Origin of the sequence: Streptomyces sp. NPDC053513, assembly GCF_044544765.1 — a bacterium.
GTDB classification, from domain to species: domain Bacteria; phylum Actinomycetota; class Actinomycetes; order Streptomycetales; family Streptomycetaceae; genus Streptomyces; species Streptomyces litmocidini.
The window spans coordinates 107,610-119,207 of record NZ_JBITXP010000008.1 but is presented as its reverse complement, the minus strand read 5'-3'; the positions used below and the strand labels follow the sequence as shown (position 1 = coordinate 119,207).

The following is an 11,598-nucleotide window of genomic DNA, read 5'->3' as shown; positions in this document are numbered from 1 at the left end:
GACACGCCGCCCGCGACGGGGTGGACTGCTCGCGGGGCGGCCTCGGGAACGCGGATATCTTCCACGGAAGATAAATTATCATCCGTGGAAGATAGAGTGAAGGGATGGAGCCCGACACCAAGGCGACCGACATCAAGGCGACCGACACCGAAGAGACCGACGGCGAAACGACCGACGGCGAAACGACCGACGCCATCGCGGTCATCGTCGATCAGTGGGGGCGAGAGCGCCCCGACCTGGACGCGACGCCGATGCTCGTCATCGGTCGGCTCTTCCGGCTCACCCAGGCGCTCGACCAGCGGCTGCGCCCGCCCTTCGCCGAAGCGGGCCTGGGAAGCGGCGACTTCGACCTGCTCGCCGCGCTCCGCCGGGCCGGCGCGCCCCACGCCCTGTCCGCGGGCGAACTCAGCCGCACCGTCCTCGTCACCACCGGCGCCATCACCAAACGCGTCGACCGGCTCGAAGCCCGCGGCCTGGTCTCTAGGACTGTGGACGAGACCGACTCACGTGGGCGGCTCATCACCCTCACCCCCGAAGGCGTCGCCCTGACCGACGAGCTCATCGCCGTCCACCTCGACAACCAGCGCCGCCTCCTCGCCGGACTGGGGAAGAACGAACAGGCCGATCTCGCGGGCCTGTTGGAGCGGCTCGCCCTCACCTTGGCGACGAACGACGACTGAGGCCCGCCGGGCGTCCCTGCCCCACTCCGCCGGGCCGACGCCGTGCAAGCCCCGTCAGCCGGCCGGCGCGTCGGCGATGCGGTAGCCCACCCCGGTCGTCGTCGTGATGACCGGCGGGCCGCCCAGCTTCCGGCGCAACCGGCCGACGGTGACCGTCACGGTGTTGGTGAACGGATCGGCGTTCTCGTCCCACACCTGCTCCAGGAGGTCCTCGGCGCTCAGGAATCCCGGACTGGCGCGCAGGAGCGCCTCCAGGACGGCGAACTCCTTGACGGACAGGGCGAGCGGGCGGCCGTCCCGGAGGACGGTGCGGCGCACCGGGTCGAGTTCGAGACCGGCGGCGCGCAGCGTACGGGCCCGGGCGGCGGGCCTGCGGCGGGCGAGGGACCGGACGCGCAGGACCAGTTCGGGGAAGTGGAAAGGCTTGGTGAGGTAGTCGTCGGCCCCGAGGGTGAGACCGCTGACCCGGTCGTCGGCCGCCCCGGCCGCGGTCAGCATCAGCACCATCGGACGGTCGTCCCGCCCGGTGATCATCTGGCAGAGCGCGTCACCGTGGATGCCGGGCAGATCCCGGTCGAGGACCACCACGTCGTACGCGTTCACGTCCAGCTTGGCCGCGGCCGTCAGACCGTCGTGCGCGAGGTCGACGGCCATCCCCTGATCCCGCAGCCCCTCCGCGACGACCTCGGCGAGCGACCGTGCGTCCTCCACGACCAGGATCCTCACGCCGCCGCCTCCGCCGTCACCGCGTCGCTCTCCGGGGCGGCCGACGGCAGTGCCACCGCGACGCGCAGGCCGCCCTCCGGCCGGGCCCGCAGGACGAGGCGGCCGTGGTGCGCGGCGACGATCGCGGCCACGATCGAAAGGCCCAGGCCCGAACTCTCCTCCGAGCCCGTGCGGGCGGTGCCGAGACGCTCGAACGGCCGCCCCAGCCGGTCGACCTCACCCTGGTTCAGGACGCGGCCGCCGGTCTCGACGACCAGCCGGACCTCGGAGCCGTCGCCGTCGGCCGCGACCCGGATCCAGCCGCTCTCCTCGTTGTGCGCGATCGCGTTGTCGACGAGGTTCCGCACCAACCGGGACAGGAGCGCCGCGCTGCCCCGCGTCCGGGCCGCCGGCCGCACGTCGGTGCGGAGCACCAGGGCCTTCGCGGCGATGTCGGGGGCCCGTGCGTCCAGCGCCTCCCGCGCCAGCTCGCCCAGCGACACGAGGGTCCGGTCGGCGAAGGCGCCGTGCTCGGCACGGGCGAGGAGGAGGAAGCCGTCGAGCAGGCGGTCCACGCGGTCCAGTTCGGTCCGGAGACGGCCGGCGAGCGCGAGGGTCCCCGCGGCGGGCTCCGGTTTGGCGACGGCCACGTCCAGCGACGCCCGCATCGTCGCCAGCGGCGTACGCAGTTCGTGCGAGGCGTTGCCGACGAAGCGCCGCTGCGCGACGAACGACGCCTCGAGGCGTTCGAGGAGGCCGTCGACCGTGTCGGCGAGCTCCTTCACCTCGTCGGCCGGACCGGTCACCGCGAGCCTCTCGTGCAGGTTCTCCGCGGAGATCCGCCGCGTCGCCGCGGTGACGAGCCGCAGCGGGCGCAGCACCCGGCCCGCCAGGACGCGCCCGAGCAGCAGTGAGAGGCCCGCCATCACCACCAGCGCGACGAGCCAGGCGACGACCAGCCGGCGCTCCTGCTGCCCCTGCGCCTCCGCGAGCCGGCCCTGCAGCTGCCGGATCTGCTGCCGGGCGGCGGCGAGGCCGGCCGGACCGCCCCCCGCGCCCGTGGACGGGTCCGCGGGAGTGGACAGACGCACGCCGGACATCAGCCAGGTCAGGGTGAGGAGCACGATCCCGGACCCGAGGAACCCCACCGCGTACAAGATCGTGAATCGGCGCCTCGCAGTCCAGCCCCGCAGCATGCCCACGCTCCTCTTCCCACCCGTGTCAGGTCGGACCCAGCATCCCCCGCCGCGCCTAACAGCGGGGTGACAGACGCCGTTCGGACCGTGTCGTGCCCGCATCCGTACAACCGTGGTCATGTCATCGACCCACGCAATCCTCCACGCGGTCCACCGGGAGTGGACCGGCTTCCGTCGTCCCGGCCGGCTGATCGCCCTGGCGGCCGCGGCGCTCACCGTAATCGTCCTCGGCCTGCTCTACGCGTTCGGCAACCACACGTCCTGCGACGGCCCGTGCCCCGGCGCGGTGACCGGGCCGGACGGCTCCCTCGTCAACGACCAGTTCTCCTTCCTGCACCAGGACCTGGGCGAGAACGGCAGCATCACGGTCCGGATGACGTCCATGACGGGCACGATCACCTACCCGCCGCCGCACCACGACCGGATCGTCCCGGGCCTCGTGCCCTGGGCGAAGGCCGGGATCATCATCAAGGACGGCGTCCGCCAGGGATCCTCGTACGCGGCGCTGATGGTCACCGGCAGCCACGGCGTGCGCATGCAGTACGACTACCGTCACGACATCGCGGGCAGCGGCGGCGGGGTCTCGGCCCGGTCGCCGCGCTGGCTGCGGCTGACCAGGTCGGGCGACACCGTCACCGGCCACGAGTCCGCCGACGGCGAGCGGTGGACGGAGGTCGGGACGGCGCGGCTGCCGGGACTGCCCGGGACCGTGCAGGTCGGCCTGTTCGCCACCTCTCCCGGCGACCTGACCCTGCGGCCCGCCGGCCTCGGCGGCGCCACGGAACAAGTGCGCTGGACCCAGGCCGGTGGCGTCTTCGACCACGTCGACGTCGAGGGCGCGACCGCGGCCGCGGGCCGGCACGGCGATCTCGTGGGGGAGGCGAACCGGACCGACTGGGAGAGGAAGTACCAGGCATCCGGCGCGGTGGAGAAGAACGGGGTGATCACCGTCACCGGATCCGGCGACATCGGTCCGACGGGCGCCGAGAACGGCGCCCGGCCGGTCGAGCGGACCCTCGGCGGCCTGGCCTTCGCGCTGCTCGTCGTGCTCGTGGTCGCGGCGCGGCTCACCACCTCCGCGTTCCGCCGCGAAGCCACGGGCGGCGTGCCGGTCACCCGCGCCGAACTCGCGGCGAAGGCGGTCGTCCTGGCGGCCGTCACGTTCGTCACCGGCCTCCTCGCCGTCGGCGTCACGGTGCCCGTCGGAGCGGCGATCCTGAAGGGGAACGGCATCCCCGTCCACGGGGTGTCCGCGCTCACCGGAGCACGGGTCGTCGTCGGCACGGCCGCCGTGCTCGCCCTCTCCGCCGTGCTCGCCCTCGCGCTCGGCGCCCTGCTGCGGCGCGCCTGGGCCGCGGTCGCCGTCGCCGTCCTGACCGTCGCGCTGCCGTACGCGGCGGCCTCCACCCCGTTGTTCCCCGACGACGTGTCGGAGTGGCTCCTGCGCGTCACCCCGGCCGCCGGCTTCGCCACCCAGCAGACGCTCGTCGCGTATCCGCAGGTGGTCGCCCACTACGCGCCCTCCACCGGCTACTTCCCCCTTCCCTGGTGGGCGGGAGCCGGCGTCCTGGGCGTGTACGCGGCGGTTCTCCTGGGGCTCGCGCTGCGCCGCCGGCCCGAGAGCCCCGTCCCGCACTGCCCGCCCGAGAGCCCCGTCCCGCACTGCCCGCCCGAGGGCGCCGCCCTGCACCGCCCGCCCGAGGGCGTCGCACGGCCTTCCGCGTCGCCGCGATAATCGCTGGTGCGCGGGCCGGCGTGCGTTGTACGTTGGCCCCGCGACCGCGCCTCCGATGCGCTCGGCTGCGGCTACTTCCTTCGAATCCAAGTGATGCCGCCGCCTTTCTGGATCTCGGTGGGCGCGGGCGCCCTCGCCCCGCCGGACGTCGCGGCCGGGACGGTCCCATCGTCTGAATCCGGGGGGATTCACTGCCTCGTCACACCCCGCGCGTCTCCAAGGAATGGTCCGAGATGCTCGTCGCCCCGCACGTCCTGGCGACCGCCCGTGCCACACCCCCCTCACCACCACGGCTCCACTACGGGCCCGCCGGGCCGGAGTTCCGCACCTACGCGGGCGGCCCGGCCGTCGTCCGGGAACCCCGCGACGAGCTCTTCCTCCTCGCGGTCGGCAACTTCGTCTCCCAGTCGACCTTCTACGAGACCGGCGCCGAGCGGGACGACCGGTACACCCGCCTCGTCCGTCGACTCGCCGTCGAGGACCCCGAGTGGACGGCCGGCCTGCTGCGCTGGCTGCGCGGCGAGGGCAACACGCGCACGGCGTCCCTGGTGGGAGCCGCCGCGTACGTACGGGCCCGGCTCGACGCCGGGGCGTCCGACGGCCCCTCCAACCGGTCCGTGATCGACTCGGTGCTCCAGCGCGCCGACGAGCCCGGCGAACTCCTCGCCCACTGGATCTCGACGTACGGGCGGAACGTGCCGCAACCCGTGAAACGGGGCGTCGCCGACGGTGTGCGCCGCCTCTACACGTCCCGGTCCCTGCTCAAGTACGACACCGCCTCCCACGGCTTCCGCTTCGGCGACGTCCTCAACCTCGTGCACGCCTCCCCGGATCCGGCCAAGCCGTGGCAGGGCGCGCTGTTCCGGTACGCCCTGGGCCGGCGCCACCACCCGGAGCGTGCGGTTCCGCCGGTCTCCGACCCTCTGCTGACGGCGCGTCGGACGCTGACGGAGACGGCGCCGGACGAGCGGCGGGCCGTGGTGACCGGGCCGGACGGCCCCGCGCGGCTGGCCGCGGCCGGCATGACGTGGGAGGCCCTGGCGGGCTGGCTCCACGGCCCGATGGACGCCGCCGTCTGGGAGGCCGTGATCCCCGCGATGGGCCCGATGGCGCTCCTGCGGAACCTGCGGAACTTCGACGAGGCGGGGGTCTCGGACGAGGTCGCGGCCCGGGTCGCCGAACGGCTCTCGGACGCCTCCGAGGTGGCCCGGTCGCGCCAGTTCCCCTTCCGCTACCTGGCCGCCCACCAGAAGGCGCCGTCGCCGCGCTGGGCGGCCCCGCTGGAACGGGCCCTCGGCCACTCCCTGTCCGGCGTGCCCGCCCTGCCCGGCCGGACCCTGATCCTGGTGGACCGGTCCGACTCCATGTTCTGGGACACCGTCTCCGAGCGGTCCGAGCTGACCCGGGCCGACGCGGCGGCCGTCTTCGGCACCGCGCTGGCCATGCGGGCCGAGCAGGCGGATCTGGTGGAGTTCGGCTGGGGCAGCGCGGAGGTGCCGTTCGCACCGGGCGAGCCGGTGCTCGACGTGCTGAAACGTTTCCGGAGCCTCGGAGGCACCTACACCGAGAAGGCGGTGCGGAAGCACTACCGGGACCACGACCGGGTCCTGATCGTCACCGACGAGCAGACCGCCCCCTACGGGTCCGGCGACCCGACCGAACCGGTCCCGGCCGACGTCCCGGTCTACACCTGGAACCTGGCGGGATACCGGCCCGCCCACGGCCCCGCGGGCCCCCACCGGCACACCTTCGGCGGCCTCACGGACGCCGCCTTCCGGATGGTCGGCCTCATCGAGGCGGGCCGTGCCGCCGCCTGGCCCTGGACGGAGGAGGCGGCGGGGGCGGAAGGGGCGACCGGTCCGGCCTGACCGGGCGTCAGGCGCCGCCGGGGGCGGCCGGTCCGGCCCGACCGGGCTTCAGGGGCCACCGGGGGCAGCCGACCCCACCCGACCGGGCGTCAGGATCCACCGGGGGCAGCCCACCCGACCGGGCTTCAGGAGCCCTCGACGCGGGTGAACTTGCCCAGGCCCTCGTGGTTCAGGTACTCGACGGTGAAGGACTTCCCGTCCGGGGTGAAGGTGACCCCGGTGGGACCTACGGCGTTCTCGCCGGCCGTCTGGAAGCTGAACGTGTCGCCGGCGTAGTGCGTGAGCCGGTACGACTGGGGCTTCGGGCCCAGCTGGAGCGTCAGGGTGCCGTCCGTGGCGGCGACGACCTTCGCGCGCCCGTAGTAGGAGTTGTCGAACGTGCCCGCGTACGTGTCGGCGGCCTTCGCCGGCGCGGCACCGGACGGCGGGTGGGCGTAGTCGGTCTTCGACCGGCCCGCGTCCGCCTCCTGCTGGTACAACGCGTCCACGAGCGGGATCCAGTCGCGGCTGATCTTTCCGGTCTGCGCGATGTCGAAGAAGTCCAGGGCGACGGCGTCGGCGACGCCGACCGGCGAGGTGTTGGTCAGGACGATGATGCCGAGCTGCTCACCGGGCAGCATCGTCACGTTGGTGTGCGCGCCCAGGGCGAACGCTCCCGTGTGCGACAGCCGGAGCCGGCCCTCGTCGTCGTAACTCACGTTCCAGCCCAGGCCGTAGAAGCCGGTCCGGCCGGCCGGGGCGTGCGGCGGGTTCGACACCGACTCGGGCCAGTGGGTGCGTTCCAGAGCGGCGGCGTCGACGATCTGCTTGCCGCCGAGCTTGCCGTTGCCGAGCTGGAGCCTCAGCCACGTCGTCATGTCGCGGACGCTGGAGCTGACGCCGCCGGCGGGGGACTGGGCGTCCGGGTCCCGTACGAACTCGGGCTTCCAGGCCCCGTCGACCTTGACGTGGCCCCAGGCCCGGTCGGACGCCTTCGCGAAGTCCTGGAAGCGCGAGCTCGTGGAGTTCATGCCGGCCGGCTTGTAGAGAGTGTCGGCGGCGAGCTTCTCCCAGGGCACGCCCTTCTCCTCGGCGACCGCCTGAGCGGCCGCGGTGAGGCCGAAGTTGGTGTACGCGTAGCTGGCGCGGAAGGGGGTGAGGGGCTCGTAGCGCAGATGGGACAGGATGTACGCGCGGTCGTAGCCGAGGTCTTCGAGCAGGTCGCCCGCGTGGTCCGGGAGGCCGCTGCGGTGCGAGAACAGGTCGGCGGACGTCACGTGGGAAGTGACCCAAGGGTCCTTGAGCCGGAAGTCCGGCAGGTTCGGGGCGATCGGCTCGGCCCAGCCGTCGACGCCCAGGGCTCCGGCCATGACGGTGGAGGCGACCGGCTTCGACACGGAGGCCAGTTGGAACACGGTGTCGGCGTCGACGGCGGCGCTCTCCCCGGCCTTCCGTACGCCGTAGCCCTTCAGGCTGATCACCTTGTCGTTGTGGACGACGCCGACGGCGACGCCCGGCACGCCGGTGCGTTTCATGGCGTCCTTGACGACCGTGTCGAGCTGGTCGACGGCGCGTTTCACGGCCGCGTCGTCGAGCTGGGGCGGGGGTTGGGGTGGAGGCGGCGTGGGGCTGGGTGCCGCGGCGCCGACAAGCGCCGCCGCCAGTCCTGCCGCGGCAAGCCATCGAACGGTGCCCATACCTCCATTCAAAGGCCTACCCCGACGTCTGTCGCGCGCTGCCGGAACCGGCCCGCGCCGCTGCCCCCGCCCCGCGCTGTCGCGGTCCGGTCGAGGGCCGCGGGGACGGGTTGCCGGATGCCCGGTGGGGTTCCTAGCGTCGGAGCATGACTCCGACCCCCGCCTCTGCCGGCGTCTCCGCCTCCGCGCCCGCCGGTCCTTCCGCCTCCGCCGGACCCCGGCGCACCGTGACCGTCGCCGTCGCCCAGGCGGCCGCCCCGCTCTTCGACACCCCGGCCGCGGTCGCCCGCGCCGAGCAGCTCGTCCGCGAGGCCGCCGCCGGAGGCGCCGAGGTCGTCGTCCTGCCCGAGGCGTTCATCGGCGGCTACCCCAAGGGGCTGGACTTCGGCATCACGGTCGGCAGCCGCACCCCCGCGGGCCGTGACCTCTTCCGCCGCTACCACGAGGCCGCCGTCGAGGTCCCCGGCCCGGAGACCGGGACGCTCGCCGCCGTCACCCGGGAACTCGGCTGCCACGCCGTGATCGGCGCGGTCGAGCGCCGGGGCGGCACCCTGTACTGCGTCGCGCTCTTCTTCGGCCCCGACGGCTACCTGGGCCTCCACCGCAAGCTCATGCCCACCGCCGCCGAGCGCTACCTCTGGGGCCAGGGCGACGGCTCCACCCTGACCGTCGTCGACACCGGCGCCGCCCGCGTCGGCGCGGCCATCTGCTGGGAGAACTACATGCCGCTCCTGCGCACCGCCATGTACGCCAAGGGCGTGGACCTGTGGTGCGCGCCGACCGTCGACGACCGCGACGCCTGGCAGGCCACCATGCGCCACATCGCCCTGGAGGGCCGCTGCTTCGTCCTCAGCGCCTGCCAGTACCTGCGCCGCGACGCCCTGCCGGACGACCTCCACCCCGTCCAGGGCGACGCGCCCGACACCGTGCTGATCGGCGGCGGCTCCGTCATCGTCTCCCCGCTGGGAGAGGTCCTCGCCGGCCCGCTGCGCGACGGCGAGGGGATCCTGACCGCCGAGCTCGACCTCGACGAGCTCGCCCGCGCCCGCTTCGACCTCGACACCACCGGCCACTACGCCCGCCCCGACGTCTTCTCCCTGCACGTCGACGAGACCGCCCGCACCACCGTGACCAGCGGATAGCCCGCCCGTCGGGGTCGCCCCGCGGCCGGCGGTAGACTCGGCGACCGTGGCGGATACCCAGTACGAAGACTTGTTGAAAATGGTGCTCACCTCGGGAACGGCCAAGGCCGACCGGACGGGCACAGGCACCCGGAGCGTCTTCGGACACCAGCTCCGCTACGACCTCTCGCAGGGCTTCCCGCTGGTCACCACCAAGAAGGTGCACCTCAAGTCCATCGTGTACGAGCTGCTGTGGTTCCTCCGCGGCGACTCCAACATCGGCTGGCTGCGCGAGAACGGCGTCACCATCTGGGACGAGTGGGCCGACGACAAGGGCGAACTCGGCCCCGTCTACGGCGTGCAGTGGCGCTCCTGGCCCACGCCCGACGGCCGGCACATCGACCAGATCAGCCAGGTCCTCGACACCCTGCGCCGCGACCCGGACTCCCGCCGGATGATCGTGTCCGCCTGGAACGTCGCCGAACTGGACCGGATGGCGCTCGCCCCGTGCCACGCCTTCTTCCAGTTCTACGTCGCCGACGGCAGGCTCTCCTGCCAGCTGTACCAGCGCAGCGCGGACCTGTTCCTCGGCGTCCCGTTCAACATCGCCAGCTACGCCCTGCTCACCCACATGGTGGCGCAGCAGACCGGCCTGGAGCCGGGCGACTTCATCTGGACGGGCGGCGACTGCCACATCTACGACAACCACGTGGAGCAGGTGACCGAGCAGCTCGGCCGCACCCCGTACGACTTCCCCGAGCTGAAGCTGCACAAGGCCGACTCGCTGTTCGACTACGCCTACTCCGACGTGGAGGTCGTGGGCTACCACCACCACCCGGCGATCAAGGCCCCGGTCGCCGTATGAGCACGGGTGTGAACATCGGGCTCATCTGGGCCCAGACGACCGACGGTGTGATCGGCGCCGGCAACACGATCCCGTGGCGCCTCCCCGAGGACATGGCGCACTTCAAGGCGACCACCCTCGGCCGCCCCGTGATCATGGGCCGGAAGACCTGGGACTCGCTGCCCGCGCGCTTCCGCCCCCTGGTCGGCCGCCGCAACATCGTGGTGACCCGCGACGCGCGGTGGACGGCGGAGGGCGCGGAGCGCGCCGGGTCCGTCGACGCGGCGCTGGAGCTGGCGGCCGGGTCGCCGGAGCCGGCCGACGGGGCCCTCGCCTGGGTGATGGGCGGTGGCGAGATCTACCGCGCCACCCTGCCCCACGCCAGGACGCTCTCGGTGACGGAGGTCGACACCGCTGTCGCCGGCGACACCTACGCCCCGGCCGTCGGTCCCGACTGGCGGATCTCGGAGGACACCGGCTGGCAGGACTCCACGACGGGCCTGCGCTACCGCATCCGCCGCTACGACCGCCCGTAACCCGACCCGCCCCGGCCCGTAACCCGACCCGGGCCGGGCCCGGACCCGCCCCGGCGACCCGCCCCGGCCCGGCCCGGACCCGGCCGGGGCCGTCAGAGCGCCTCGCGCATCCCGAGGATGTACGAGGCGGTCAGTGCGACGGCGCGGTCCCCGTCGTGGGACAGGTCCGTGAGGGCGCGTGACGCCGTGGATCCCGGGATGTCCGCCAGGGCCTGCGTCAGGCGCCGGCGCGCGGACGGTTCCGTGGCGCCGTGGGCGAGGCGGTCGACGAGCAGGCCGGTGATGCGGTCCGCGAGCGCGGGACGGCTCGCCAGGGCGCTCAGCGCGTCGGCCGCGTCGACGTCGTTCGCCTCCTCGACGACCATGTCGACGAGCGTCGGGACCGCCTCGGGCACGCCCCGTAGCCCCAGCTCCAGGGCCGCGTGCCCGCGGACCGCGACGTCGGCGTCCCCGAGGGCCTCCCGCAGCAGCCCGGTCGCCCGGTCGCCCGGGATCTCCGCGACGGTCCGGACGGCACGGTCGCGCACCTCGGCCCGTGGCGACCCCAGGCCCCGCGCGAGCAGCGGCAGCCCGTCCTCGCCCGAGCGCGCCAGCGTCCAGCGGAGGGCTCCGGCCACACTCGGGTCCGTCTCGCCCAGCACCGCCTCGACGAGCGCCTCCACCGGCACCGGGGCCTCGTCGGCCGAGGACAGGGCGGCGCGCTGCCGCGTCTCGGGGCTCTTCGACCTCAGCGCCTGGAGGAGGGCGACGGTCTGGAGGACGTCGTGCCAGCCGGCGGGTTCCGCGGAGCCGATCAGGCGCAGCCGCGTGAGCAGCTCCGTCTCGGCCGCGATGCGTTCGCGCGTCTGCCGGATGAGGTCCTCGACGAGCTCCGAGGGCGCGAAATCGGGATCGTCGAGCGCGCGCCCGACCTCGCGGAGCGACAGCCCCAGGGACCGCAGGCTCTCGATGTGGAAGATGCGCCGGATGTCCTCGTCGGAGTACTCCCGGTAGCCGCCGCCGGTGCGGTCCGTCGGCCGCACCAGGCCGAGCGATTCGTAGTGCCTGAGCATGCGGGCACTGACCCCGGAATACCGGGCCACCTCGCCGATCAACACCGTCGGTCACTCCTCCTGCCGGTCCGTCCGCCACGTCTCCCGCCGACCCGTCGGCCACTCCGCCGGTCGACCCGGCGGTCCGCCCCCGCCGATCTGCCGGACCCTCCGCCCGCCGACCCGCCGGACGCTCCGCCCGCCGA

Annotated in this window: 10 protein-coding genes; 6 read left to right on the top strand and 4 right to left on the bottom strand. The window is 73.8% G+C overall.

All coding sequences use genetic code 11. The features are described 5' to 3' along the window. Window positions 1-104 precede the first annotated feature (104 nt). Window positions 105-680, top strand: coding sequence for a MarR family winged helix-turn-helix transcriptional regulator (locus ACIGW4_RS16130; protein ID WP_399581007.1), 576 nt, complete (start codon window positions 105-107; stop codon window positions 678-680). Between the two features lie 54 nt (window positions 681-734). Here the strand turns inward: ACIGW4_RS16130 and ACIGW4_RS16125 are convergent, their stop codons facing one another. Beyond that, complete coding sequence (locus ACIGW4_RS16125; RefSeq protein ID WP_123458257.1) at window positions 735-1,406, bottom strand: response regulator transcription factor; 672 nt, start codon at window positions 1,404-1,406, stop codon at window positions 735-737. Next, on the bottom strand, window positions 1,403-2,533 hold the full coding sequence (locus ACIGW4_RS16120) for a sensor histidine kinase (RefSeq protein WP_398709706.1): 1,131 nt from the start codon (window positions 2,531-2,533) through the stop codon (window positions 1,403-1,405). Before ACIGW4_RS16120 ends, ACIGW4_RS16125 begins: the two co-directional genes overlap by 4 nt. Before the next feature lie 166 nt (window positions 2,534-2,699). Here ACIGW4_RS16120 and ACIGW4_RS16115 point away from each other — a divergent pair, with 166 nt between their 5' ends. Continuing rightward, on the top strand, window positions 2,700-4,316 hold the full coding sequence (locus ACIGW4_RS16115; protein ID WP_399581003.1) for a hypothetical protein: 1,617 nt from the start codon (window positions 2,700-2,702) through the stop codon (window positions 4,314-4,316). Window positions 4,317-4,549: 233 nt separating this feature from the next. Next, complete coding sequence (locus ACIGW4_RS16110) at window positions 4,550-6,184, top strand: TROVE domain-containing protein (protein WP_399581001.1); 1,635 nt, start codon at window positions 4,550-4,552, stop codon at window positions 6,182-6,184. Between the two features lie 125 nt (window positions 6,185-6,309). Here ACIGW4_RS16110 and ACIGW4_RS16105 read toward each other — a convergent pair whose 3' ends face one another. Next, window positions 6,310-7,860 (bottom strand): serine hydrolase, encoded by a 1,551-nt coding sequence (locus ACIGW4_RS16105; RefSeq protein ID WP_359589688.1) that lies wholly within the window; start codon window positions 7,858-7,860, stop codon window positions 6,310-6,312. A 227-nt stretch (window positions 7,861-8,087) separates the two neighbouring features. Between ACIGW4_RS16105 and ACIGW4_RS16100 the strand changes: the two genes are divergently transcribed. The 3 genes from ACIGW4_RS16100 (at window position 8,088) to ACIGW4_RS16090 (ending at window position 10,361) form a co-directional block, all read left to right on the top strand. Then, window positions 8,088-9,002, top strand: a complete 915-nt coding sequence (locus ACIGW4_RS16100) for a carbon-nitrogen hydrolase family protein (RefSeq protein ID WP_399581295.1) — start codon at window positions 8,088-8,090, stop codon at window positions 9,000-9,002. 79 nt (window positions 9,003-9,081) lie between these two features. Next, complete coding sequence (locus ACIGW4_RS16095) at window positions 9,082-9,846, top strand: thymidylate synthase (RefSeq protein WP_260174770.1); 765 nt, start codon at window positions 9,082-9,084, stop codon at window positions 9,844-9,846. A gap of 8 nt (window positions 9,847-9,854) precedes the next feature. After that, window positions 9,855-10,361 (top strand): dihydrofolate reductase, encoded by a 507-nt coding sequence (locus tag ACIGW4_RS16090; protein WP_399581293.1) that lies wholly within the window; start codon window positions 9,855-9,857, stop codon window positions 10,359-10,361. Between the two features lie 92 nt (window positions 10,362-10,453). Here the strand turns inward: ACIGW4_RS16090 and ACIGW4_RS16085 are convergent, their stop codons facing one another. Further along, complete coding sequence (locus ACIGW4_RS16085; protein WP_399580997.1) at window positions 10,454-11,458, bottom strand: HEAT repeat domain-containing protein; 1,005 nt, start codon at window positions 11,456-11,458, stop codon at window positions 10,454-10,456. Between the last annotated feature and the right edge of the window lie 140 nt (window positions 11,459-11,598).